23 protein-coding genes are annotated in these 25,325 nt (G+C 59.8%); all 23 read left to right on the top strand.

Translation table 11 applies throughout. From position 1 onward, the window contains the following. Window positions 1-31 precede the first annotated feature (31 nt). The gene (gene flgH, locus ACP7C6_RS11945; RefSeq protein WP_028617341.1) at window positions 32-727 is read left to right on the top strand and encodes a flagellar basal body L-ring protein FlgH; all 696 of its coding nucleotides are present in this window, start codon (window positions 32-34) and stop codon (window positions 725-727) included. Window positions 728-754: 27 nt separating this feature from the next. Then, window positions 755-1,843, top strand: a complete 1,089-nt coding sequence (locus tag ACP7C6_RS11950; RefSeq protein WP_033901075.1) for a flagellar basal body P-ring protein FlgI — start codon at window positions 755-757, stop codon at window positions 1,841-1,843. 4 nt (window positions 1,844-1,847) lie between these two features. Continuing rightward, window positions 1,848-3,119: a flagellar assembly peptidoglycan hydrolase FlgJ gene (flgJ, locus tag ACP7C6_RS11955; protein ID WP_061449189.1), complete on the top strand. Its 1,272-nt coding sequence runs from the start codon at window positions 1,848-1,850 to the stop codon at window positions 3,117-3,119. A 10-nt stretch (window positions 3,120-3,129) separates the two neighbouring features. Then, on the top strand, window positions 3,130-5,175 hold the full coding sequence (flgK, locus tag ACP7C6_RS11960; protein WP_311893325.1) for a flagellar hook-associated protein FlgK: 2,046 nt from the start codon (window positions 3,130-3,132) through the stop codon (window positions 5,173-5,175). 14 nt (window positions 5,176-5,189) lie between these two features. Further along, window positions 5,190-6,794 carry a flagellar hook-associated protein 3 gene (locus tag ACP7C6_RS11965; RefSeq protein ID WP_222540188.1) on the top strand — a complete coding sequence of 535 codons (1,605 nt, stop codon included), beginning with the start codon at window positions 5,190-5,192 and terminating at the stop codon, window positions 6,792-6,794. A gap of 275 nt (window positions 6,795-7,069) precedes the next feature. Then, complete coding sequence (locus ACP7C6_RS11970; RefSeq protein WP_426108775.1) at window positions 7,070-7,999, top strand: ketoacyl-ACP synthase III; 930 nt, start codon at window positions 7,070-7,072, stop codon at window positions 7,997-7,999. A 264-nt stretch (window positions 8,000-8,263) separates the two neighbouring features. Then, the gene (locus ACP7C6_RS11975; RefSeq protein WP_222540187.1) at window positions 8,264-9,685 is read left to right on the top strand and encodes a flagellin; all 1,422 of its coding nucleotides are present in this window, start codon (window positions 8,264-8,266) and stop codon (window positions 9,683-9,685) included. A 75-nt stretch (window positions 9,686-9,760) separates the two neighbouring features. After that, on the top strand, window positions 9,761-10,111 hold the full coding sequence (locus ACP7C6_RS11980) for a flagellar protein FlaG (RefSeq protein WP_426108776.1): 351 nt from the start codon (window positions 9,761-9,763) through the stop codon (window positions 10,109-10,111). A gap of 81 nt (window positions 10,112-10,192) precedes the next feature. Further along, on the top strand, window positions 10,193-11,581 hold the full coding sequence (gene fliD / locus ACP7C6_RS11985) for a flagellar filament capping protein FliD (protein WP_222540185.1): 1,389 nt from the start codon (window positions 10,193-10,195) through the stop codon (window positions 11,579-11,581). A gap of 140 nt (window positions 11,582-11,721) precedes the next feature. Beyond that, complete coding sequence (gene fliS, locus ACP7C6_RS11990; RefSeq protein ID WP_222540184.1) at window positions 11,722-12,126, top strand: flagellar export chaperone FliS; 405 nt, start codon at window positions 11,722-11,724, stop codon at window positions 12,124-12,126. 25 nt (window positions 12,127-12,151) lie between these two features. Beyond that, window positions 12,152-12,448 (top strand): flagellar protein FliT, encoded by a 297-nt coding sequence (locus tag ACP7C6_RS11995; protein ID WP_222540183.1) that lies wholly within the window; start codon window positions 12,152-12,154, stop codon window positions 12,446-12,448. A gap of 170 nt (window positions 12,449-12,618) precedes the next feature. Continuing rightward, complete coding sequence (locus ACP7C6_RS12000; RefSeq protein WP_028617331.1) at window positions 12,619-14,094, top strand: sigma-54 dependent transcriptional regulator; 1,476 nt, start codon at window positions 12,619-12,621, stop codon at window positions 14,092-14,094. 110 nt (window positions 14,095-14,204) lie between these two features. Further along, the gene (locus ACP7C6_RS12005) at window positions 14,205-15,416 is read left to right on the top strand and encodes a sensor histidine kinase (RefSeq protein ID WP_308908894.1); all 1,212 of its coding nucleotides are present in this window, start codon (window positions 14,205-14,207) and stop codon (window positions 15,414-15,416) included. A 7-nt stretch (window positions 15,417-15,423) separates the two neighbouring features. After that, window positions 15,424-16,800, top strand: a complete 1,377-nt coding sequence (locus ACP7C6_RS12010) for a sigma-54-dependent transcriptional regulator (protein ID WP_426108777.1) — start codon at window positions 15,424-15,426, stop codon at window positions 16,798-16,800. A 132-nt stretch (window positions 16,801-16,932) separates the two neighbouring features. After that, window positions 16,933-17,262, top strand: coding sequence for a flagellar hook-basal body complex protein FliE (fliE, locus tag ACP7C6_RS12015; protein WP_015885194.1), 330 nt, complete (start codon window positions 16,933-16,935; stop codon window positions 17,260-17,262). A 16-nt stretch (window positions 17,263-17,278) separates the two neighbouring features. Next, window positions 17,279-19,057: a flagellar basal-body MS-ring/collar protein FliF gene (gene fliF / locus ACP7C6_RS12020; protein ID WP_028617328.1), complete on the top strand. Its 1,779-nt coding sequence runs from the start codon at window positions 17,279-17,281 to the stop codon at window positions 19,055-19,057. Further along, the gene (fliG, locus tag ACP7C6_RS12025; protein WP_010208743.1) at window positions 19,050-20,069 is read left to right on the top strand and encodes a flagellar motor switch protein FliG; all 1,020 of its coding nucleotides are present in this window, start codon (window positions 19,050-19,052) and stop codon (window positions 20,067-20,069) included. The genes fliF and fliG overlap by 8 nt, the downstream gene beginning before the upstream one ends. A 10-nt stretch (window positions 20,070-20,079) precedes the next feature. Further along, window positions 20,080-20,844 (top strand): flagellar assembly protein FliH, encoded by a 765-nt coding sequence (gene fliH, locus ACP7C6_RS12030; RefSeq protein ID WP_308907814.1) that lies wholly within the window; start codon window positions 20,080-20,082, stop codon window positions 20,842-20,844. Further along, complete coding sequence (gene fliI / locus ACP7C6_RS12035) at window positions 20,834-22,192, top strand: flagellar protein export ATPase FliI (protein WP_068937092.1); 1,359 nt, start codon at window positions 20,834-20,836, stop codon at window positions 22,190-22,192. Before fliH ends, fliI begins: the two co-directional genes overlap by 11 nt. Window positions 22,193-22,195: 3 nt before the next feature. After that, window positions 22,196-22,645, top strand: a complete 450-nt coding sequence (fliJ, locus tag ACP7C6_RS12040; RefSeq protein ID WP_028617325.1) for a flagellar export protein FliJ — start codon at window positions 22,196-22,198, stop codon at window positions 22,643-22,645. Between the two features lie 166 nt (window positions 22,646-22,811). Beyond that, window positions 22,812-23,117, top strand: coding sequence for an STAS domain-containing protein (locus ACP7C6_RS12045; protein ID WP_028617324.1), 306 nt, complete (start codon window positions 22,812-22,814; stop codon window positions 23,115-23,117). Further along, window positions 23,114-24,832 carry an ATP-binding SpoIIE family protein phosphatase gene (locus tag ACP7C6_RS12050; protein WP_426108778.1) on the top strand — a complete coding sequence of 573 codons (1,719 nt, stop codon included), beginning with the start codon at window positions 23,114-23,116 and terminating at the stop codon, window positions 24,830-24,832. The genes ACP7C6_RS12045 and ACP7C6_RS12050 overlap by 4 nt, the downstream gene beginning before the upstream one ends. A gap of 30 nt (window positions 24,833-24,862) precedes the next feature. Continuing rightward, complete coding sequence (locus tag ACP7C6_RS12055) at window positions 24,863-25,210, top strand: Hpt domain-containing protein (protein ID WP_353632300.1); 348 nt, start codon at window positions 24,863-24,865, stop codon at window positions 25,208-25,210. Window positions 25,211-25,325: the final 115 nt, after the last annotated feature.

Here is a 25,325-nt window from a genome sequence, read left to right on the forward strand (position 1 = left end):
GAGGCGCCTGCAACACCGTGAGGTAAGGGTCATGAATCGCTATGTTTCTGTTCTGGCATTGAGTGGGATTGCCGTGCTCGCGGGCTGTGTCGCCCCGACGCCAAAACCCAATGACCCGTACTACGCGCCGGTGTTGCCACGCACGCCGTTGCCAGCGGCCGCCAACAATGGCTCGATTTACCAGGCCGGTTTCGAACAGAACCTGTACAGCGACCGTAAGGCGTTTCGGGTCGGTGACATCATCACCATCACCCTGAACGAGCGCACCCAGGCCAGCAAGAACGCTAACTCGCAGATCGGCAAGACCAGCAAGGCCAACCTCGGCCTGACCTCGTTGTTCGGCGCGGTGCCCAACACCAATAATCCATTGGGTGACGGCGACCTCAGCCTCAGCGCCGGCTACAGCGGCGATCGTGCCACCAACGGCAAGAGCGCGGCAGGGCAGGGCAACAGCCTGACCGGTTCGATCACCGTGACCGTGGCCGACGTATTGCCCAACGGCATCATCGCCGTGCGCGGTGAAAAGTGGATGACCCTCAACACCGGCGACGAGCTGGTGCGCATTGCCGGCATGGTCCGCGCCGATGACATCTCCACTGACAACACGGTGCCGTCGACGCGGATTGCCGATGCGCGCATCACCTACTCGGGTACAGGTTCGTTCGCTGATGCAAGCCAGCCGGGCTGGTTCGACCGTTTCTTCCTTAGCCCGCTGTTCCCTTTCTAGGTGGCCACTTTGAACTTCAAACAGCTGATGGCGGCCGCACTCCTGCTTTCCTTGAGCGCTGTCGCCCAGGCCGAACGCCTGAAGGACATCGCCAGCATCTCCGGCGTGCGTTCCAACCAGTTGATCGGATACGGCCTGGTGGTGGGGCTCAACGGTACGGGTGACCAGACCACGCAGACCCCGTTCACCTTGCAGACCTTCAACAACATGCTCTCGCAGTTCGGCATCAAGGTGCCGGCGGGTTCGGGCAACGTGCAGTTGAAAAACGTCGCGGCGGTGTCGATCAGTGCTGACTTGCCGGCGTTCTCCAAGCCGGGCCAGGTGGTGGATATCACTGTGTCGTCCATCGGTAACTCGAAGAGCCTGCGCGGCGGCACCTTGCTGATGACGCCCCTCAAGGGTATCGACGGCAACGTCTACGCCATTGCCCAGGGCAACCTGGTGGTGGGCGGTTTTGACGCCGAAGGTCGCGACGGTTCGAAGATCACCGTCAACGTGCCGTCGGCCGGTCGAATCCCGGGTGGTGCCACCGTTGAGCGCACCGTGCCAAGCGGTTTCAACCAAGGCAACAGCCTGACCCTGAACCTCAACCGCTCCGACTTCACCACCGCCAAGCGCGTGGTCGACAAGATCAACGACATGCTTGGCCCTGGCGTGGCCCAGGCCATCGACGGCGGCTCGATCCGTGTGACCGCGCCGCTGGACCCAAGCCAGCGCGTCGATTACCTGTCGATCCTGGAAAACCTTGAAGTCGACCCAGGCCAGGCCGTGGCCAAAGTCATCATCAACTCGCGTACTGGCACCATCGTGATCGGTCAGAACGTCAAGGTATCGCCAGCAGCGGTGACCCACGGCAGCCTGACCGTGACCATCACCGAAGACCCGATCGTCAGCCAGCCTGGGCCATTGTCCAACGGCCAGACGGCGGTGGTGCCGCGTTCGCGCGTCAACGCCCAGCAAGAAGCCAAGCCTATGTTCAAGTTCGGCCCCGGCACCACCCTGGATGAGATTGTCCGCGCGGTGAACCAGGTGGGCGCAGCGCCCGGCGACTTGATGGCGATTCTTGAAGCACTGAAGCAGGCCGGCGCCTTACAAGCCGACCTGATCGTGATCTGAGGCCATGGCCATGGATATGCGCAAGAGCGGCATCAGCAGCACGGCGGACTCGGGGTCTTACTCCGATTTGAACCGGCTTAACCAGCTCAAGGTCGGTGCCGACAAGAACAGCGAAGGCAACATGCGCAAGGTGGCGCAGGAGTTCGAATCGCTGTTCCTGAGCGAGATGCTCAAGTCCATGCGTTCGGCCACCGAGGCGTTGGGCAAGGACAACCCGATGAACACGCCCGCCGCCAAGCAGTACCAGGAAATGTACGACCAGCAGCTGGCGGTCTCGATGTCCCGCGAAGGCGGTGGTATCGGCTTGGCCGACGTGCTGATGCGCCAGATGCAGAAGAACAAACCGGTGGAGGCCCAGGCCGCCACCCTGCAAGGCCCGGCGGCGGCTGAGCCTGTGAAGAAAGTTGATGTGCCGACAGAAATTGCCGCGGGCACCCAGGCTGACGGGCCTTTGGGTCGCTCCAATGGCCAGCGTCCGCTGTGGGCTTACCGCGTGGCTGAGCCACAGGCGGGTGCCCCGTCGGCCCATAGCAATGACATGGAATTGATGAATCAGCGGCGCATCGCCTTACCGAGCAAGCTGACTGATCGCCTGCTTGCCGGCATTGTGCCAAGCACCCAGGTGACCGGCGAAGCCAAGGCCGCGCCATTGCGTAACAGCGCCGCTGACGACAACGTCGTCAACAGTGCGGCGCGCACCTTCGCCGTGCCGAGCGGGCGCATGCAGGTCTACGGCCGCGCCGTGGCCCAGCCACCGTTGGCACCGGCGAAGAAAGCCTTCAGTTCGCAGGATGAATTTGTCGCCACCATGTTGCCGATGGCCAAGGCAGCCGCCGCGCGTATTGGTGTCGATCCGAAGTACCTGGTGGCCCAGGCTGCCCTGGAAACCGGCTGGGGTAAATCGGTGATGCGCGCCGAGGACGGCAGCAGCAGCCACAACCTGTTCGGCATCAAGGCCGGCCAGAGTTGGCAGGGCGGCCAGGCGCGTGCGATCACCAGCGAGTTCCGTGATGGAGCGATGGTCAAGGAGACGGCACAGTTCCGTTCCTACGACTCCTATCAGGACAGCTTCCATGACCTGGTGACGTTGCTGCAAAGCAATGATCGCTATAAAGAAGTTGTGAAGTCGGCCGACAACCCGGAACAGTTTGTGCGCGAGTTGCAAAAAGCCGGTTACGCCACCGACCCGGCCTATGCCAGCAAGATTTCGCAGATCGCCAAAACGATGGACAGTTACCAGAATTACGCTGCCGCTGGCGCAACCACACATTTATAAGGTCTGAACCATGAGTTTGCTCAGTATCGGGATGTCAGGACTCAATTCCGCTCAAGGATCGTTGTCGGTCTTGAGTAACAACATTGCCAACGCCAATACCTCGGGATACTCGCGCCAGCAGACCACTCAGAATGCGAGTGCGTCAAACCCGTACGGTGGCGTTTTCATCGGCAGCGGTACGACCTTGGCTGACGTGCGCCGGGTCTATAACGAATTCCTCGACGCGGCCTACCAGAACAGCACGGCGCTCAACAATGATGCCAAGGCTTATTCGAGCCAGGCCAGCGCCATCGACAAAACCCTGTCGGATAAGACCACCGGCATGTCTTCGGTACTCAGTGCGTTCTTCGCTGCGGTGCAGACCTCTGCGGCAAATCCCAGCGATGTTTCCGCGCGGCAGGTGTTGCTGACCAGTGCCCAGACGTTGAGCAATCGTTTCAACTCGATTTCGACCCAACTGAACCAGCAAAAAGAGTCGATCAACGGTCAGTTGAAGACCATGAGCGATCAGGTCAACCAGTTGACCTCTTCGATTGCCTCCCTGAACAAGCAGATCACCCAGGCACAAGGCTCAAGCAACAGCGCTCCAGCCAACTTGCTGGATGCGCGTAATGAGGCAGTACGCTCGCTGAATGAGCTGGTGGGCGTCACTGCCGTCGAGAAGAACGGCGTATTCAGTGTCAGTACCGGCACAGGCCAGTCCCTGGTGCTGGGCGATCAATCCAACAGCATTTCAGCAGTGCCGAGTTCGAGCGACCCGAGCCAGTACACCATCCAGCTCAATGCGGGCGGTGGGACCTCGGTGGATCTGGGCAATGTACTCAGCGGCGGCAGTATTGGCGGCTTGCTGCGTTATCGCAGCGATGTCTTGATGCCTGCCATCAATGACCTGGGGCGTATCGCAATTGTTACTGCGGACACGATCAACAGCCAGCTGGGTCAGGGCGTTGACCTGAATGGCGACTTTGGTTCGTCGTTGTTCACGGACATCAACAGCGCCGCTGCCATTGCGCAGCGTAGCGTGGGCGCGGCGGGTAACAGTGCGGGCTCCGGTAACCTGAATGTGAGCATCAGCGATACCAGCAAGCTGACTCCCTACGACTATAAAGTTACGTTCACCAGCGGCAACAACTACACCGTCACGCGTTCCGACGGCAAATCCATGGGCGCGTTCGACACCAATACCACGCCGCCGCCGGTGATTGATGGTTTTACCCTGGCCCTGGACGGTAAGGGGCCGATGGCCGCGGGCGACAGCTTTAAGGTCAGCCCTACCGCCAACGGCGCCACCAACATCGGCACGGATTTGAAGGATGCGAATAAAATCGCGTTCGCCGGGCCGTTGCTGGGTGAGGGCAGCAAGACCAACCAGGGTACCGGCACCTTCACGCCGCCAACCCTGACGGTGCCTATCGATATTCATGGTGGCGCCAATACGGCTCAGCTGCGGACCGGCATTGAGCACTCGATGCCGGTAAAAATGGTGTTTGGTAAACCCGCAGCCGACGGCACCCAGACCTACACGGTCAACGACGCCCAAGGTAACCCGATCGGCACGGGCAGCATCATTCCAGGCCAAACCAACAAGATCACCATTGATGTGCCGATGCGTGACGCCAACGGTGCACTGGTGGTGCCGGCCAAGAGCTTCAAGTTCGATACCGCTGTCAGTGGAGCGCCCGCCGATGGCGACAGCACGACTTTTTCTTTCAATGCTTCGGGCAAGTCGGATAACCGTAACGCCCAGGCGCTGCTTGACCTGCAGACCAAGGCCACCGTCGGCCTGGCAGATGGTAGCGGCGGCGGTGTGAGCCTGGTGGCGGCTAACAGCCGGTTGGTATCGACCGTCGGTGCCAAGGCTGCTTCGGGCATTACCGACACCACCGCTACGGGCGCACTGCTCAAGGCCAACCAGGACGCACGCAACTCGGTATCCCAGGTCAACCTGGATGAAGAAGCGGGCGACATGATCAAGTTCCAGCAGTACTACACCGCGTCGTCGCAGATCATCAAAGCTGCGCAAGAAACCTTCAGTACGCTGATCAATAGTCTTTAAGGGAGCCAGGGACGATGCGCATTTCCACAGCACAATACTTCGAAACCACTTCCGCCAAGTATTCGGATAACTACTCAAGCGTCGTGAAGGCCCAGAACCAGGCCAGTACGGGTGTGCGTGTGGAAACCGCCGCTGATGATCCCGTGGCGGCTGCGCGTCTGTTGATGCTGCAGCAACAGAAAGACATGTTGGGCCAGTTCAACGGCAACATCACCAGCTTGAAGAACTCGCTGACCAACGAAGAAAGCGTGCTCGGTTCGATCAACGACGCGCTGCAGAAAGCCAGTGAGCTGGCCTTGCGTGCGGGCGGCTCGCTGAGCGATGCCGATCGCAAGTCAATTGCCGGTGAAATCGGTGCGATAGAGGATCAGGTGCTGGGCTTGCTCAACAGCAAGGATGCGTCGGGCAACTATCTGTTCTCCGGGTCCAAGACGGCGACCCCACCTTATAGCCGCAACAGCGATGGCACCTATAGTTATCAAGGGGACGAGACTGCGCTCAGCCTGCAGGTTTCGGATACGCTGAAGATCCAGGCGGGCGATACCGGCAAGAGCATCATTGGGGGGGCGGCGAATTCGGGGCGCACCCAGGCTACCTGGATAGCACCACCGATCGTCCCGCCTGCGACGGCGCCAGTGCCGAACGACAATAAAGTCTCATTGTCGGCAGGCTTGGTGACATCGGGCACTGAATACACCAAGCAATTTGCCGACGGCCAACCTTACAAGTTGACCTTTACCAGCAGCACGCAATACAAGGTCTCCGATAAGAACGGTAACGACATTACCTCGGAAATACCGGGTAATGGTACGTTCGACTCCACCAAGGAAGGCGGTGCCAGCGTGAACCTGCGTGGCGTGAAGTTCGATATCACGTTGGACCTCAAGGATGTTGCGCCGGGGCCGAACGCGGATGCAATGGTCAAGGACCGTTCTTTCAGCCTGGCCGCCAAGCCGGACACATTCAGTGTGTCGCGTACCCCAAGTAACCCATCCACTGCGCAGTTGACCAATGCCTCGGTGACCAATCAGGCGGCGTATGCCAGCACATTCCCGGCGAACAGCGGTGCGGTGATCAAATTCACCTCCGGTACTGCGTACGAGGTATATGCCCAGCCCTACACGGCTGACAGTAAAGCCATTGCCACAGGTGATACGGGCGGCGGCACGACGGTCACGGCTGCCGGGGTGACGTTTGATGTCAGCGGTACACCTCAAAGCGGAGATCAGTTTGCAGTCGCTGCAACGACGCAGAAGACTCAGAATGCGCTGGATACCCTCAGCCAATTGCGTCATGCCCTGGAGCAACCGGCCGACGGTAATCCGGCGGCGATGGTCAAGCTCAAGGATGCCCTGGATGCTTCCATCGCCAACTTTGGCAATACCCGTACACAGGTCGACAATGTGCGTGGATCCATTGGCGCCCGGCAGAATGCACTGGATATTCAGACCAGCGAGAACACCAGTATCGGCCTGGCTAACACCAGCACCATGAGTGATCTGGGCAATATCGATACAGCTCAAGCCGCGATCAACTTGACCTTGCAGCAAACCATGCTGCAGGCGTCCCAGTTGGCCTTCGTGAAAATCTCGCAGTTGAGCCTGTTCAACAAGATGTAAATAGCTTTACGTCAAGCGGCCCGCCCTGGAAACAGGGCGGGCCGTTGTCGTTTCCGGGATTTAATTGTTTGAAGGTTTTGCATAAAGCACACAAAATTGAGTGACCTGTGAGTCATAAAGCGCATCTTCACTGTATCGTGTGAAAAGGATAAGTCGTCACAGGGTCCTTGCGAGACGGCTTTCAGCGAGATTTTTATGGGGTTATCCCCTTTATTGTCAGCACTCCGGGCGTGGCCCAGGGGTGTTCTCCAGCTATTTAGTATTGGGAAGCCACAATGATTGGCATAAAAAGCATCGCCAGTTACGTGCCGGCAGACGGGATCGATAACTACGCCCAGGGTGCCAAATTCGCCAAGGATGAAGAATTCATCATTGGCAAGATCGGTTCGGCGTTCCTGCCGCGCAAGGAAGCCGCGCAGGAAACCTCCGATCTGTGTGTCGAGGCGGTCAACGCTTTGTTTGCCAACAACCCGGATTTGAAACGCGAATCCATTGACGCGCTGATCGTCGTCACCCAGAACGGTGATGAAGAGGGCTTGCCCCACACGGCGGCCATCGTCCAGGACAAGCTCGGCCTGCCGACCCACGTCGCGGCCTTTGATATCTCCCTGGGTTGTTCCGGTTACGTCTACGGCATCTATGCGCTGAAGGGCTTCATGGAAGCCGCGGGCCTGAAAAACGGCCTGCTGATCACCGCTGACCCGTACTCCAAGATCGTCGACCCGGAAGATCGCAACACCACCATGCTGTTTGGCGATGCTGCTACTGCCACCTGGATGGGCGAAGATGCGCCGTGGTTGCTGGGCAAGTCGAAGTTCGGCACCGACGGTTCCGGTGCGCCGCACCTGAAGGTCAGTGATGGCGTGTTCTTCATGAACGGCCGCCAGGTATTCAACTTCGCCCTGCTCAAGGTGCCGGCGCATTTGCATGAGCTGCTCAATGAGTCGGATCTCAAGGCCGATGAGATCGATGCGTTCTGCATCCACCAGGGCAGTGCGGCGATTGTCGACGCTGTGGCGCGTCGTTTTGAAGATGCACCGGTGGACAAGTTCATCAAGGACATGGTCGAGACTGGTAATACTGTGTCGTCGAGTATTCCGCTGCTGCTGGAAAAGCACGTGATGGACGCTACCTGGAAGCGCGTAGCAATCAGCGGTTTTGGTGTGGGCCTGTCGTGGGGCTCGGCGATTCTCTATCGCCCTTGATGCCTTGATAGCTTCAATAAAAAACGCCGAGGTTCGAAAGAGCCTCGGCGTTTTTTATTTGGCGCCAGAAAACCCAATGAAAACGGGGTTTGGGGCCCGCGTAAACCCTTGAATTGCAAGGGGTGGCACGGCGCCAGTAAAAAAATCAAAAAAAATCCTCAAGCAACCGGCTAGCACGACGATAACTATTACGTAGGTTCTCAGGCCACACCCGGCGGTTGCCAGGGCCGGAAGCCGCAGTATCCATCCAACGAGGATTTCGTCATGGCTTTAACAGTAAACACTAACATTGCTTCCATCACTACCCAGAACGGCCTTGGCAAAGCGGCCAACTCGCTGCAAACCTCCATGCAGCGTCTGTCCACTGGTCTGAGCATCAACAGCGCTAAAGACAACGCTTCGGGCCTGCAGATCTCCAACCGCTTGACCAGCCAGATCAACGGCCTGGGCCAGGCAGTCAAGAACGCCAACGATGGCATCTCCATCGCGCAAACCGCTGAAGGCGCAATGCAGGCATCGACCGACATCCTGCAAAAAATGCGTACCCTGGCTCTGTCCTCGGCTACCGGCTCCCTGAGCGACGCTGACCGTACTTCCAACCAGGAAGAATACCAAGCGCTGACTTCGGAACTGACCCGTATCTCGCAGACCACTACTTTCGGTGGCCAGAAACTGCTGGACGGTTCGTACGGCACCAAAGCTATCCAGGTTGGCGCCAACGCTAACGAAACCATCAACCTGTCCCTGGACAACGTTGCAGCCAACAACATTGGTTCGCAGCAAATCAAGAGCGTTGGTGTTGCACCTAGCGCTTCGGGTGTTGCTGGCGGCGTGATCGGTATCACCGGTAACGGCCAGACCAACAGCGTAACCGTAGCTGCCGGCAGCTCGGCTAAAACGATTGCCAGCCAATTGAACGGCGCTGTAGGTGGCCTGAGCGCTTCCGCTAGCACTGAAGCTCAGTTTGTAGTCGGCGCTGCTGCCAAGACTGCACCGGCCACTTTCTCGATGACCGTTGGTGGCCAAACCACCACCTTCACCGGCGTGACCGATACCGCTAGCCTGGCTGACCAACTGAAGTCTAACGCTGCCAAACTGGGTATTAGCGTTAACTTTGACGAAGCCAAGCAAAGCCTGTCGGTTAAATCCGACTCCGGTGAAAACCTCGAGTTCAGCGCTGCAACCGCCGCTGGTTCGATCACTGTTGCTACCAAAGATGGTAGCGGTGCCTACGGTAGCGCCGTCGCCATTGCCAACGGCTTGAAAGCCACTGGCGCGGTGAACCTGGATTCGTCCAAAGGCTACGCTCTGAACGGCGCTGGTGTAACCGGTCTGTTCGCTGCTACCGGCACTGCCGCTGCTTCGGCCAAGACCTCTGTCGCTCAAACCGATGTGACCAGTGCCTTCAACGCACAGTCCGCCATCGCTGTAATCGACAAAGCCATCGGCGGCATCGACAGCGTACGTTCGGGCCTGGGTGCTGTTCAGAACCGTCTGACCACAACTGTAGACAACCTGACCAACATTCAGAAGAACTCCACCGCTGCACGTTCTACTGTACAAGACACAGACTTCGCTGCTGAAACAGCCGAGCTGACCAAGCAACAAACCCTGCAGTCGGCTGCTACCGCGATCCTGTCGCAAGCCAACCAACTGCCATCCGCTGTACTGAAGCTGCTTCAGTAATAACAGCGCTTGGTCACTGACGGAAGGGCGCGTTTACGTGCCCTTTCGTTTTTTCGGTTTTAGAGGAGATTGGACATGGATATGAGTGTAAAGCTGGCCTCGTCTTATCCACCGGTTGCACCTCAAAGCGCACCCGCCCCGGCTGTTGCGGACAATGACAAAACCAGGGTCGAAGCGATTGCGCCGACCGCCGGTGAGCCTGAGCGGGCTGACCTGGAAAAAGCAGTCACGGATATTCGAGAATTCGTACAGGCGGCCCAGCGCAAACTGGATTTTTCCATTGATGATTCCACCCATCGGGTTGTGGTCAAGGTTATCGCCACTGAGAGTGGTGAGGTGATCCGCCAGATCCCGTCGGAAACTGCCTTGAAGTTGGCACAGAGCCTGGCGACTGCCAGCCACGTGTTGTTCGACGAAAAGGTCTGAGCTGGCATGAAACTTGTTGCGCTGACGGCTTGAAGTGTTGTTCGTCAAGAAAGCGACAACAATCGAATTAGGAGAAAGACGATGGCGAGTACGACGGTTAACGGTGTTGGTTCGGGTATCGACATTCAGGGTATTGTGAAGTCGCTGGTGGACGCTGACCGTGCGCCCAAGCAGACCCAGATCAACACTCAGTCACAGAAAGCAACTACTCAGCTGTCGTCGATCGGCAAGATTCAGTCGGCTTTGGATGCTTTCCGAGGCGCCATCAAAAGCATGACTGATGACAATAGCTTCAGTGGTTTGACGGGGACGTCGTCGAACGAGAAGGTCGCCACCATGACGACGGGGAAGGGGGCGGCCAATGGCAGCTTCAACCTGGTGGTCAACCAGTTGGCCCAGCCTTCCAAGCTGTCGACTACAACGCTTACGGGTGGTGCCTCTACGGTGGTCAACAAGGGGGATACGGCCACGACATTGTCCATCTCCCAGTCGGGCAAGAAGTTCGACGTGAGTGTTCCGCCGGGTGCAACCTTGCAGCAGGTGCGTGACTCGATCAACTCGCAGTTTGGCACCTCCGGCCTGAGTGCCAACATCGTGACGGATGCCAGTGGTTCACGCATGGTATTGACTTCTACCACCGGCGGTGTGGGGTCGGATCTTACTCTTTCGGGCAACTCGGGTATCGATACCGGTTACAAGGTGATCGATGAGCCAAAGAATGCCGAGTACACAATTGACGGTGTTGCCTATACGGCCAAGACCAACAATATTACGGATGCGGTCAGTGGTGTCAGTATCAAGCTGCTCTCGGTATCGCCACCAGTCAGCAGCACCGACCCGACCAAAGCGGTCACTACTATTTCTGTTTCGACCAGCACCGCAGCGCTTAAGTCCGGGGTCAAGGGTTTCGTCGATAGCTACAATGCCCTGCTCAAGGCGATGAATGCTGAAACCAAGGTGACGAAGGATGCTGCGGGTAACTCCGTGTCGGCGACTCTGACCGGTGATGCGAACATGCGCTCTCTGCAGAGCGCCTTGCGTACCGAGTTCAATGCCTTGTCGGGGAATGGCCAGTTCAAATCCCTGGCGCAATTTGGTATCGGCACTGATTCCAATACCGGTCTGTTGACCATGGATGACAAGGCCTTTGACAAGGCCGCATTGACCAACGCTGCTGACATTAACAGTATGCTGGGCGGTAAGGATGGCTTGTTGGCGCGCATGACCGCTGCAACCGACGGCTATGCAAAACCGACCACTGGGGTCTTTGCGACCCGCTCAAGCGCGCTCTCCGACAGCCTCAAGAAGCTGACCAAGGATCAGTCCGACCTCGACGCCCACGTCCAGGACCTGACCGACAGCCTGACCCGCAAATACGCGGCGATGGACTCCCTGGTTGCCCAACTGCGCCAGCAGAGTAACAACATCATGGGTACCCTTAACGCGCTGAACAACCAGAAAAACAGTTGATCGCGCGCCCATGAAAAAGCCCAGGTCCGTTGACCTGGGCTTTGTTCTTAAGAAGACCATCGGGTTAAAGTTTTTTGCGACCCAGTCGACATAATGGTTACTGAAATCCTTTTCGCTGTTACCTGTCACGAGGTAGAACCATGAATCCCATGAGAGCCCTTCGCCAATACCAGAAGGTCAATTCCCATGCCCAGATCTCCGAAGCCAGCCCGCATCGCCTGGTGCAAATGCTGATGGAAGGCGGGCTCGACCGCATGGCACAGGCTAAAGGTGCACTGGCTCGTGGGGATATCGCACAAAAGGGCCTGATGCTCGGTAAGGCGGTAGACATCATCATCGGCCTGCGTGATGGCCTGGACGCGGAGAAGAGCGAAGATCCGGCTTACGTCCAGCAATTGGAAAGTCTATACGCGTACATGACCAACCGTTTGATGGAAGCCAATCTGCACAACGATGTCAGCATGATCGACGAAGTCGCTCGCTTGCTGATTACCGTGAAAGAAGGCTGGGATGCCATTGCAACACCACAAGGTGCCGCACAATAAGGCCATGGGCCTTGAGGAACACATCATGAGCCACGCACTGCAACGCATCGATGAAACCCGCGAAGCCCTGATCGGCGCGCTGGCAGAACGGAACTGGGACGCTATTGGCGAACTCGACCTGGGCTGCCGCAATGTGATCGAGGAAGTGCTTAGCGAAGCGCCAGTGAACGAGGACGTGCTGCGAGAGAAGTTGGAAAGCTTGCTGAAGGTGTATCAGCAGTTGCTTGAGGTGACGACCGGCGAGCGCCAGGCGATTTTTGAAGAGATGTCGCTGATCAACCGAGCGAAAAATGCGTCAAAGGTTTACCATCTGTTCGGCTGAATGGGCTCAGTTAGTCCGAACGGTGCGTCATATATTTGACTGTGCCAGCATTTTTGACTTAACTAGTGCTGTTTTCAGATTTCAGACGTCTAGTAAGGTACAAAGTCTTACAGGCGTCTCGATTGCCCTCACTCCGGGGCAGGAAGTTTTACTAGGGAAGTTGCTATTGCATGTGGCGTGAAACCAAAATTCTGCTGATTGATGACGATAGCGTCCGCCGCCGCGATTTAGCGGTGATTTTGAATTTTCTTGGCGAAGAAAATCTGCCCTGCGGCAGCCATGATTGGCAGCAGGCGGTCAGCTCATTGTCATCGAGCCGTGAAGTCATTTGTGTGCTGATCGGGACGGTAAACGCTCCTGGCGCTGTTTTGGGCTTGTTAAAGACACTGTCAACCTGGGATGAGTTCCTTCCCGTGTTGCTAATGGGCGATATTTCTTCCGTCGACCTGCCCGAAGACCAGCGCCGCCGGGTGCTTTCCACGCTGGAAATGCCCCCCAGCTACAGCAAATTGCTCGATTCCCTGCACCGTGCCCAGGTCTATCGCGAGATGTACGACCAGGCCCGCGAGCGCGGCCGTCACCGCGAGCCCAACCTGTTCCGCAGCCTGGTCGGCACCAGCCGCGCCATCCAGCACGTGCGCCAGATGATGCAGCAAGTGGCCGACACCGACGCCAGCGTGCTGATCCTTGGCGAGTCCGGCACCGGCAAGGAAGTGGTTGCGCGCAACCTGCACTATCACTCCAAGCGCCGCGACGGGCCTTTCGTGCCGGTCAACTGCGGGGCGATCCCGGCAGAACTGCTTGAAAGCGAATTGTTCGGCCACGAAAAGGGCGCCTTTACCGGCGCGATCACCAGCCGTGCCGGGCGTTTCGAGTTGGCTAACGGCGGCACGCTGTTCCTCGACGAAATCGGCGACATGCCGCTGCCGATGCAGGTCAAGCTGCTGCGCGTATTGCAGGAACGTACCTTCGAGCGCGTGGGCAGCAACAAGACCCAGAGCGTCGACGTGCGCATCATCGCGGCGACCCACAAGAACCTCGAAAGCATGATCGAGGTCGGCAGCTTCCGCGAAGACCTGTACTACCGCCTCAACGTATTCCCGATCGAGATGGCCCCGCTGCGTGAGCGCGTGGAAGACATCCCGTTGCTGATGAACGAGTTGATCTCGCGCATGGAGCACGAGAAGCGTGGTTCGATCCGCTTCAACTCCGCCGCGATCATGTCCCTGTGCCGCCACGGCTGGCCGGGCAACGTGCGCGAGCTGGCCAACCTGGTGGAGCGCATGGCGATCATGCACCCCTACGGCGTGATCGGCGTGGTCGAGCTGCCGAAGAAATTCCGCTACGTCGACGACGAAGACGAGCAACTGGTCGACAGCCTGCGCAGCGACATGGAAGAGCGCGTCGCCATCAATGGCCATACGCCAGACTTTGGCAACACCGCGATGCTGCCGCCCGAAGGCCTGGACCTGAAGGACTACCTCGGCAACCTGGAACAAGGTCTGATCCAGCAGGCCCTTGACGACGCCAACGGCATCGTCGCCCGTGCCGCCGAGCGCCTGCGCATCCGTCGCACCACCCTGGTGGAGAAGATGCGCAAGTACGGCATGAGCCGCAAAGAAGGTGATGAACAGGCGGATGATTGACGCCTGTTTTTTAAATCACTGAAACTTCAGTGGTTTTTTTTCGGCACGGGTATTGCTACAGCCCTCGCAACGTTCCGTTTAACTGACGGTCAGCCAAGCGAGAGAGCATGATGCCCCACGCCGCCCAACATTCTTCCGGTCCTGCGATTGCAGGGCTGGTTCCCTCTGTAGAACAGCAAAGCCGCCAGGGCCTGGAACAGGCTTTTTCGCTGTTCAACCAGATGTCCAGCCAATTGACTGATTCCTACAGCCTGCTCGAAGCCCGGGTTTCTGAGCTCAAAGGCGAGTTGGCGGTGGTCAGTGCCCAGCGCATGGAAGAGCTGGCCGAGAAAGAACGCTTGGCCAACCGCCTGCAAAACCTGCTGTCGCTGCTGCCCGGCGGTGTGATTGTCATCGACGAAGAAGGCCGTGTGCGCGAAGCCAACCCGGCGGCCTGCGACATGCTTGGCCTGCCGTTGGAAGGCGAACTGTGGCGGCATGTCATCACCCGCTGCTTTGCGCCGCGTGAAGACGACGGTCACGAAATTTCCCTGAAAGACGGCCGCCGCTTGTCCATTGCCACTCGTTCCCTGGACGCAGAGCCAGGCCAACTGGTGTTGCTCAATGACCTGACTGAAACCCGTCACCTGCAAGACCAGTTGGCGCGCCATGAGCGTTTGTCATCCCTGGGGCGCATGGTCGCTTCTTTGGCGCATCAGATCCGCACGCCGCTGTCGGCTGCCCTGATCTACGCCAGTCATTTGACTGATGAGCAATTGCCCACCGCCACCCACCAGCGTTTTGCCGGTCGCCTCAAGGAGCGTCTGCATGAGTTGGAGCATCAGGTGCGCGACATGCTGGTGTTCGCTCGCGGCGAATTGCCGCTGACCGACCGCATCACGCCGGCCGAGTTGATGCAGGCCCTGCAAGCGGCGGCCGCCGCCCATATTCAAGACGTCCAGGTGCGCTGGCAGTGCGACAGCCACCTCGGTGAGCTGCTGTGCAACCGCGACACGCTGGTGGGTTCGCTGCTCAACCTGATCGAAAACGCCACACAGGCCAGCGGCTCCGGTGCGCGGCTCAAGGTGCACCTGTACAACCGTGGGCAAAACCTGCGCCTGTGCATCAGCGACAGCGGCAGTGGCATCGAGCCCGCTGTGTTGCGGCGCCTGGGCGAACCCTTTTTCACCACCAAGACCAACGGTACCGGCCTGGGCCTGACCGTGGTCAAGGCAGTGGCACGTGCCCATCAGGGAGAATTGCAACTGCATTCCCGTGTTGGGCGTGGCACCTGTGCATTGATGACCTTGCCGCTGTTTTCCAGCGCGGCAAGCGCGGAGTAGAAAGGTTATGGCTATCAAGGTTCTGTTGGTGGAAGACGATCGCGCCCTGCGTGAAGCATTGGCTGACACGCTGCTGTTGGCGGGCCATGACTATCGGGCGGTCGGGTCTGCCGAGGACGCCTTGGAGGCGGTGGAGCAGGAGTCCTTCAGCCTGGTGGTCAGCGACGTCAACATGCCCGGCATGGACGGCCACCAGTTGCTCAGCCTGCTGCGTGCGCGCCAGCCGCAGTTGCCGGTGCTGCTGATGACCGCCCATGGCGCCGTCGAGCGTGCGGTCGACGCCATGCGCCAGGGCGCGGCGGATTACTTGGTCAAACCCTTCGAACCTAAAGCCTTGATCGAGCTGGTCGCGCGGCATGCCTTGGGCGTGATTTCGGCCAGTGAAGGCGAAGGCCCGATTGCCTTCGAGCCGGCCAGTGCGCAATTGCTGGAACTGGCGGCCCGCGTGGCGCGCAGCGATTCCACGGTGCTGATTTCCGGCGAGTCCGGCACGGGCAAAGAGGTGCTGGCACGTTACATCCACCAGCAATCGACCCGCGCCAAGCAGCCGTTTATCGCAATCAACTGCGCGGCGATCCCAGACAACATGCTCGAAGCCACACTGTTCGGACACGAAAAGGGCTCCTTCACCGGCGCCATCGCGGCCCAGGCGGGCAAGTTCGAGCAGGCTGACGGCGGCACCATCCTGCTCGACGAAATCTCGGAAATGCCCCTGGGCCTGCAAGCCAAGTTGCTGCGGGTGCTGCAGGAGCGTGAAGTGGAGCGTGTCGGCGCGCGCAAGCCGATCCAGCTGGATATCCGCGTAGTCGCCACCACCAACCGCGACCTGGCGGGCGAAGTGGCGGCGGGGCGCTTCCGTGAAGACTTGTTCTACCGGCTTTCGGTATTCCCGCTCGCCTGGCGCCCGTTGCGCGAACGCCCGGCGGATATCATTCCCCTGGCCGAGCGTCTGCTGAACAACCACGTCAAAAAAATGAAGCACGCCCAGGCGCGCCTGTCGGCCGAGGCCCAAGCCTGCCTGATCGCCTATCCATGGCCGGGCAATGTGCGGGAACTGGACAACGCCATCCAGCGCGCGCTGATCCTGCAACAGGGCGGCCTGATCCAGCCTCAGGATTTTTGCCTGGCCATGGGCAGCGGTGCGGCGTCGCTGCCAACCCTGGCCCCTGCGCCTATGGTTGCCGAAATCGAAACGGCCGGTGCGCTGGGCGACGATCTGCGTCGCCGTGAATTCCAGATGATCATCGACACCCTGCGCTCCGAGCGCGGCCGTCGCAAAGAGGCTGCCGAGCGTCTGGGCATCAGCCCGCGGACGTTGCGCTACAAGCTGGCGCAGATGCGCGATGCAGGGATGGATGTGGAAGCGTATCTGTTCGCAACATAATCGGTAACAAGGTCGACAAGGTTTGTCGCCTTTTCTTACGAGTTGAACCAGAGCTGGCACCCTTGTTGCTACCTCCCCTAGTAATTGCGGCGTAGCGTCAAAAAACATGCGGGTTGTCGGAGAGAGAAGTTCATGAGCCAGGGTATTGAGTTCAATCGGTTGATGTTGGATATGCGCTCCATGCAAATGGATGCCATGGCTCAACCGAAATCCGTCGCGCCAGCGCCGGAATTGGGCCAAAGCAGCTTCGCCGACATGCTCGGCCAGGCCATCAACAAAGTCAGTGACACCCAGCAAGCCTCCAGCCAGTTGGCCAACGCGTTCGAGATCGGCAAAAGCGGCGTGGACCTCACCGACGTGATGGTCGCCTCGCAAAAGGCCAGCGTTTCGTTCCAGGCGTTGACCCAGGTGCGTAACAAGTTGGTTCAGGCTTACCAAGACATCATGCAGATGCCGGTTTAAGGACGAGATTTAAGTCATGGCAGAAGCAGTCGTGGACAACGCACCCGCCAAGGCAGACGGCAAGCCGCCGCTGTTTGGCCTGTCGTTCCTGGAAAACCTCTCCGAAATGACCATGTTGCGTCAGGTGGGCCTGATGGTCGGCCTGGCTGCCAGCGTGGCGATTGGTTTTGCCGTGGTGCTGTGGTCGCAGCAACCCGATTACCGGCCGCTGTATGGCAGCCTGGCGGGCATGGATTCCAAGCAGATCATGGAAACCCTGGCCGCCGCCGACATCGCCTACACCGTAGAGCCCAACTCCGGGGCGCTGCTGGTCAAGGCCGACGATGTGGCCCGTGCGCGCATGAAACTCGCCGCCGCCGGCGTGACCCCGTCCGACAGCAACATCGGTTTTGAGATCCTCGACAAGGACCAGGGCCTGGGCACCAGTCAGTTCATGGAAGCCACCCGCTACCGTCGCGGCCTGGAAGGCGAACTGGCGCGCACCATCTCCAGCCTGAACAACGTCAAGGGTGCCCGCGTGCACCTGGCCATTCCGAAAAGCTCGGTGTTTGTGCGCGACGAGCGCAAGCCAAGTGCCTCGGTCTTGGTAGAACTGTTTGCGGGCCGCTCCCTGGAGCCTGGCCAGGTCCTGGCGATCGTCAATCTGGTCGCCACCAGTGTGCCTGAGCTGAGCAAGTCGCAGATCACTGTGGTCGACCAGAAGGGCAACCTGCTGTCCGACCAGGGCGAAAACTCCGCGCTGACTCAAGCCGGCAAGCAGTTCGACTACAGCCGCCGCGTCGAAAGCATGCTCACCCAGCGCGTGCACAACATCCTGCAACCGGTGCTGGGCAACGACCGCTACAAGGCTGAAGTGTCGGCCGATGTGGACTTCAGCGCCGTCGAGTCGACCTCCGAGCAATTCAACCCGGACCAGCCTGCCTTGCGCAGCGAGCAGTCCACCAGCGAACAACGCACCGCCGCCAATGGCCCGCCGCAAGGTGTGCCGGGCGCATTGAGCAACCAGCCGCCAGCCCCGGCTTCGGCGCCGCAAACCACCGGTGGCGCTACTGCCAGCGCTGGCGCGATTCAGCCAGGCCAGCCACTGCTGGATGCCAACGGCCAGCAAATCATGGACCCGGCCACTGGCCAGCCGATGCTCGCCCCGTACCCGGCGGACAAACGTAACCAGTCCACCAAGAACTTCGAGCTTGACCGTTCCATCAGCCACACCAAGCAGCAACAGGGTCGCGTCAATCGCCTGTCGGTCTCGGTGGTGGTGGATGACCAAGTCAAGGTCAATGCCGCTGACGGCGCCGTTACCCGTGCTCCATGGACCGCCGACGAATTGGCGCGCTTCACTCGCCTGGTGCAGGACGCCGTCGGTTTTGACGCCAGCCGTGGTGACAGTGTCAGCGTGATCAACATGCCGTTCTCTGCCGAGCGTGGCGAGGTGATCGCTGAACCGTCGTTCTACTCGCAGCCGTGGTTCTGGGACATCGTCAAGCAAGTGCTGGGTGTGTTGTTCATCCTAGTGCTGGTATTTGGTGTGCTGCGCCCAGTCCTCAACAACATCACCGGCAACGGCAAGAAACAGCTTGCACTTGCAGGTGGCGACGTGGAATTGGGTGGCATGGGCGGCCTCGACGGCGAACTGGCCAACGACCGCGTCAGCCTCGGCGGCCCGCAAAGCATCCTGTTGCCAAGCCCGAGCGAGGGTTACGACGCTCAGCTGAATGCAATCAAGAGTCTGGTAGCAGAAGACCCGGGCCGTGTGGCCCAGGTCGTGAAAGAGTGGATCAACGCAGATGAGTGATAATCGAGCCGCTGTTGCCAAGCTCACCAAGGTCGACAAAGCCGCAGTCCTGCTGCTGTCCCTCGGTGAAACCGACGCCGCCCAAGTGCTGCGCCACATGGGCCCCAAAGAGGTTCAGCGTGTCGGCGTGGCCATGGCGCAGATGCGCAATGTGCACCGCGAGCAAGTCGAGCAGGTGATGAGCGAGTTCGTCGAGATCGTCGGCGACCAGACCAGCCTGGGCGTTGGCTCCGACAGCTACATCCGCAAGATGCTCACCTCGGCCCTGGGCGAAGACAAGGCCAACGGCCTGATCGACCGTATCCTGCTCGGTGGCAACACCAGCGGCCTCGACAGCCTCAAATGGATGGAGCCGCGCGCCGTTGCCGACGTGATCCGCTACGAGCACCCGCAGATCCAGGCGATCGTGGTGGCCTACCTCGACCCGGACCAGGCCGGTGAAGTGCTCGGCCACTTCGACCATAAAGTGCGCCTGGACATCATCCTGCGCGTGTCGTCGCTGAACACCGTGCAGCCGGCGGCCCTGAAAGAACTCAACACGATTCTGGAGAAGCAGTTCTCTGGCAACTCGAATGCCTCGCGTACCACCCTGGGCGGTATCAAGCGCGCGGCCGACATCATGAACTTCCTCGACAGCTCGGTCGAAGGCCAGTTGATGGACTCGATCCGCGAGATCGACGACACCCTGTCCGGCCAGATCGAAGACCTCATGTTCGTGTTCAACAACCTCTCCGATGTCGACGACCGTGGCATCCAGGCGTTGCTGCGCGAAGTGTCCTCCGACGTGCTGGTGCTGGCCCTCAAGGGCTCGGACGAAAACGTCAAAGAGAAGATCTTCAAGAACATGTCCAAGCGCGCCTCGGAACTGTTGCGCGACGACCTGGAGGCCAAAGGCCCGGTGCGCGTCAGCGACGTGGAAACCGCGCAGAAAGAAATCCTCACCATTGCCCGCCGTATGGCCGAAGCCGGAGAAATCGTTCTCGGCGGGAAGGGCGGCGAAGAAATGATCTAAGGCGCCTTTCATGTCGAACAAAGATGAGGCGCCCAGCGATCTGATTCGCGCGCGGGACGTCGGTGGGTTCGACATCTGGTCGTTGCCCAGCTTCGATCCGCATGTGCCGGAGCCTGAACCGGAGCCAGTAATCGAGCCGCCGGCGGAGATGGAAGAAGTGCCGCTGGACGAAGTCCAGCCACTGACCTTGGAAGAATTGGAAGCTATCCGCCAGGAGGCCTACAACGAGGGCTTCGCGGCGGGTGAAAAAGATGGTTTTCGCAGCACCACCCTCAAGGTCCGCCAGGAAGCCGAGGAGGCGCTGAGCGTCAGACTGGCCAGCCTGGAACGCTTGATGGGCGGGCTGTTCGACCCCATCGCCGAGCAGGATGCGCAAATCGAAAAAGCCATGGTCGAGCTGGTGCAGCACATCGCTCGCCAAGTGATCCAGCGCGAATTGGTGCTGGACTCCAGCCATATCGAAAGCGTGATGCGCGAAGCCCTCAAGCTGCTGCCCCTGGGTGTCGGCAATGTACGGCTGTACATCAATCCTCAGGATTTCGAACAGGTCAAAGCCCTGCGCGAGCGCCATGAAGAAACCTGGCGGATCGTCGAGGACGCTTCGCTGCAGCCCGGTGGTTGCCGCGTCGAGACCGAACACAGTCGCATCGATGCCACGGTGGAAACCCGCATCAGCCAGATCATGGCCAAGCTGCTGGACCAAGCCCACGAGCAGGTGCTGAACCCTGCCGAGCCGGACCTCAGCCTGGACCTGGACGCCCCCGATGCGCCTTGATCGCACCAGCTTCGCCAAGCGCTTGAGCGGTTATACCGAAGCCGCCGAGTTGCCTGGCCAGCCGATCCTTGAAGGTCGCCTGCTGCGCATGGTCGGCCTGACCCTCGAAGCCGAAGGCCTGCGCGCCGCCATGGGTAGTCGCTGCATGGTGATCAACGACGACAGCTACCACCCGGTGCAGGTCGAAGCCGAAGTGATGGGGTTTTCGGGCAACAAGATTTTCCTGATGCCCGTGGGCAGCCTGGCGGGCATTGCCCCTGGCGCCCGTGTGGTGCCCTTGGCCGACACCGGCCGCCTGCCGATGGGCATGAGCATGCTCGGCCGCGTACTCGACGGCGCCGGCCGCGCGCTGGATGGCAAGGGCGGCATGAAGGCTGAAGACTGGGTGCCGATGGACGGCCCCACCATCAACCCGCTCAACCGTAACCCCATCAGCGTGCCGCTGGACGTGGGCATTCGCAGCATCAACGGATTATTGACGGTCGGCCGTGGCCAGCGTCTGGGCCTGTTTGCCGGTACCGGCGTGGGTAAGTCGGTGTTGCTGGGCATGATGACGCGCTTTACCGAGGCTGACATCATCGTGGTCGGGCTGATCGGCGAACGGGGCCGCGAGGTGAAGGAATTCATCGAGCACAGCCTCGGTGAAGAAGGCCTCAAGCGCTCGGTCGTCGTCGCGTCCCCGGCGGACGATGCACCGCTGATGCGCCTGCGCGCCGCCATGTACTGCACGCGCATCGCCGAATACTTCCGTGACAAGGGCAAGAACGTCCTGTTGCTGATGGACTCGCTCACGCGTTTCGCCCAGGCCCAGCGGGAAATCGCCCTGGCCATCGGCGAACCGCCGGCCACCAAAGGCTATCCGCCGTCGGTGTTCGCCAAGCTGCCCAAGCTGGTGGAGCGTGCCGGTAACGCCGAAGCCGGTGGTGGCTCGATCACCGCGTTCTATACCGTGCTGTCCGAAGGCGATGACCAGCAGGACCCGATTGCCGACTCGGCGCGGGGTGTACTTGACGGTCACATCGTGCTGTCGCGGCGACTGGCCGAAGAGGGGCATTACCCGGCTATCGATATCGAAGCGTCCATCAGCCGGGTGATGCCGGCAGTGGTGACGCCGGAACACATGATCCGCGCGCAACAATTCAAGCAATTGTGGTCGCGCTATCAACAGAGCCGCGACCTGATCAGCGTCGGCGCCTACGTGGCTGGCGGCGATCGCGACACCGACCTGGCCATCGCCCTGCAACCGCAGTTGGTGACCTACCTGCGCCAGGGCCTCAACGACAAGATCAGCATGGGCGAAAGCGAAGCGCACCTGCAATCGATCTTCGCCCCGGCGCCGGGTGGTTAAGCCATGGCCAACAGCCGCGCCGCACGCCTGGCTCCGGTGGTGGACATGGCCGAAAAGGCCGAGAAAACCGCCGTGCAGCGCCTGGGTTATTTCCAGGGGCAAGTCCGTTTGGCGGAGAGCAAGCTGGGCGACTTGGAGCGCTTTCGCGGCGAGTACCAGCAGCAGTGGATCGAGCGGGGCAGCAAAGGCGTCTCGGGCCAGTGGTTGATGGGCTACCAGGGCTTTCTCAATCAGTTGGAAACGGCCGTCGGCCAGCAGCGCCAGAGCCTGGCCTGGCACCAGAACAACCTCGATAAAGCCCGCGAGAGCTGGCAAGCAGCGTTTGCCCGGGTCGAAGGTTTGCGCAAGCTGGTGCAGCGCTACATCGACGAGGCGCGGGCGCTTGAAGACAAGCGAGAGCAGAAATTGCTCGACGAACTGTCCCAGCGCTTGCCGCGCCAGTCCCAGTTCTAAATGTGGGAGCGGGCTTGCTCGCGAATGCGGTGGATCAGTCAACTCATGTATGGCTGACACGCCGTATTCGCGAGCAAGCCCGCTCCCGCATTTGATCTGCGGTGTTGCCCACATCCGGTACACCTGCTAAACCTTGTGTCATTGCCAATGACAAGGAAGCAGTCGCATGTCAGTCGAGTCAGAAGTATCCCTGGATGGGAAGAAGTTGATGATCGCGGTCAAGGGCCGGTTTGATTTCGGCAGCCATCAGGCGTTTCGCGATGCCTACGAGCGTTTCTACAAAGTGCCCGAGTTGTACGTCGTCGACTTGAAGGAGGCCACCTACATGGACAGCTCCGCCCTGGGCATGCTCCTGCTGTTGCGTGACCATGCCGGTGGCGATAATGCTGAAGTCCAGGTAATCAACAGCAACTCCGACGTACGCAAGATCCTCGCCATCTCCAACTTCGACAAACTGTTCGACATCAGTTGAGCGCCCTGGCCCCGGTCCTCGAACCGCTGACGATCCTGATCGCCGAAGACAGCGCCGCCGATTTGCTGTTGCTGTCGACCATCGTGCGGCGCCAGGGTCACCAGGTACTTACGGCCACCAATGGCGCTGAAGCGGTCGAGGTGTTTACCCGCGAGCGCCCGCAACTGGTGTTGATGGATGCGCTGATGCCGGTGATGGACGGCTTTGAGGCAGCACGGCGAATCAAGCAGTTGGCGGGCGAAGAGCTGGTGCCGCTGATTTTCCTCACTTCCCTGCGCGAGAGCGAAGCGCTGGCCCAGTGCCTGGATGCCGGCGGCGATGACTTCCTGCCAAAACCCTACAACCAGCTGATTCTCGCGGCGAAAATCAACGCCATGGACCGCCTGCGCCGGTTGCAGGCCACGGTCCTGCAACAGCGCGACCTGATCGCCAAGCATCACGACTACCTCCTGCATGAGCAGCGGGTGGCCAAGGCGGTGTTCGATAAGGTCGCGCATTCGGGCTGCATCAATGCCGCGCCGAATATCCGCTACCTGCAATCGCCCTATGCGCTGTTCAACGGCGACCTGCTGTTGGCGGCCTATACGCCGTCCGGCGACATGCACGTGCTGCTCGGCGACTTCACTGGTCATGGCCTGCCGGCGGCGGTGGGGGCCATGCCCCTGGCGGAAGTCTTCTACGGCATGACCGCCAAGGGTTACGGCCTGGCACAAACCCTGCGCGAGATGAACGCCAAGCTCAAACGCATCCTGCCGGTGGACATGTTCTGCTGCGCCACCCTGTTGTGCCTGAGCACGCAGCGGCGGGTGGTGGAGGTGTGGAGCGGCGGCATGCCCGAAGGCTACGTGCATGAAATTGCCACCGGCAAACGCACGCCGCTGGAATCGCGGCATTTGCCGTTGGGGGTGCTGTCGGCTGAGGCCTTTGATGATCGCACTGAAGTCTGGCCCATGGCCCTGGGTGATCGGGTGTTCCTGTTGTCCGATGGGGTGCTGGATACCGCAGATGCCAACGACCAATTGTTCGGCGCCGAACGTTTACAGCAGGTGTTTGCTGCCAATCGCGAGCCTGATCGTTTATTTGAAGATATAGAACAGGCACTGGCGGCGTTTCGCGGTGAAGTGCGCGATGACGTGAGCATGGTGGAAATCACCCTGCAGCCTGGCCAGCAACTGCGTGCCTCGGGGCCGTTGTATGCGGACAGCGGGCAATCGTGTCCGTTGGATTGGTCGGTGAGTTTCGAGTTTCGCGCTGAAACCTTGAAGCGTTACAACCCGTTGCCCTATCTGCTGCAACTGTTGTTGGAGATCCATGGCCTGCGCGAGCAGAGCGGGGCGCTCTACAGTGTGATGGCGGAGCTGTATTCGAATGCGCTGGAGCATGGGGTGCTGGGGCTGGATTCGCGTCTCAAGTGTGATGCTCAAGGGTTTGCCGAGTATTACCGTCAGCGTAATGACCGCCTGGCGCAACTGAACAGTGGGTATATACGGGTGCATGTGCAGGTGGTGCCGGTTGGGGCGGGTGGGAAGATGACCCTGCGCATTGAGGATAGCGGTCTGGGGTTTGATGTGGAGCAGGTGCTGGCGCGGCCGCTGGATATGGACCGTCTGTCTGGCCGGGGTTTGAGCCTGGTGCGGCAATTGAGCAGCGATGTAGGCTGGTCGGATGGCGGGCGTAGTGTCTGCGTGGAGTTTTGCTGGGAGGCTCTGGCATAATCCGCCGATTCTTGATCAAGGAGCGAGCAAGTGGTTGATCTACATCTGGACCCGGCGGTGTTGTCGGGGTTGCAGGAAGTCATGGAAGGCGAGTATCCGAAGTTGCTTGATACCTTTCTTGATGATTCCCAGAAACGTGTCGAGGCGCTGCGCAAGGCTAGGGATGATGCGAAGGCGTTGGGGCGGATTGCGCATAGTTTCAAGGGGAGTAGTGGGAACCTTGGGGCGGTGAGGTTGGCGCAGTTGTGTCAGCGGTTGGAGGTGGAGTCTGTTGGGCCTGTGGTTGGGGATCTGGGGGAGTTGGTGGATCAGATTGATCGGGAGTTTGCGTTGGTTAAGCCGTTGTATGAGACGGAGCGGCAGCGGTTTCAGATTTGATTGAGTACATATCCGTTGCTGCGGTAACGGCTGGTATTGGTTCCGCCCTTACGGCGGCTCACTTTTGGAAAGACCCAAAAGTAAGCAAAAGGTCTTCGCCCCAACACTCGGCACC

The organism is Pseudomonas sp. TWR1-1-4, assembly GCF_049897165.1.
Taxonomy (GTDB): domain Bacteria; phylum Pseudomonadota; class Gammaproteobacteria; order Pseudomonadales; family Pseudomonadaceae; genus Aquipseudomonas; species Aquipseudomonas canadensis.